At 62.2% G+C, this 254-nt stretch carries 1 protein-coding gene; it reads right to left on the bottom strand.

Annotated features, from left to right (window positions below):
- The coding region (locus tag Ga0451573_RS19385; protein WP_231685833.1) for an MmcB family DNA repair protein at nucleotides 1-254 on the bottom strand (254 nt) is incomplete at both ends.

The raw sequence follows: 254 nt of genomic DNA, 5'->3' as shown, positions 1-254 counted from the left end.
GAATTCCGGACAATTCGGCCAGTGTCATCCGCGCCGCGCTCACCCGCGCAAAGCGCAGTGTCATCGCCTTGCGCGTTGCCCCGGACAATTTGTGCTCGGGCGCTTCGCGCAGGATTTCCGCGCCATAGCCATCCGACAGGATAAATCCGCAGTCCTGCGGGAAAATATCGGCGGGAACGCCGGGATGGGTGGCAAAGAACAGCCGGTCGCAGTGGGCCCGGTAATCCGGCCATTTCTTGTCGACCTTCCAGTCC

The sequence above is a fragment of the Phosphitispora fastidiosa genome (assembly GCF_019008365.1).
Taxonomy (GTDB): Bacteria; Bacillota; Thermincolia; order Thermincolales; family UBA2595; genus Phosphitispora; species Phosphitispora fastidiosa.
The sequence above is the reverse complement of the archived record's forward strand: the minus strand, read 5'-3'. Positions and strand labels throughout refer to the sequence as shown.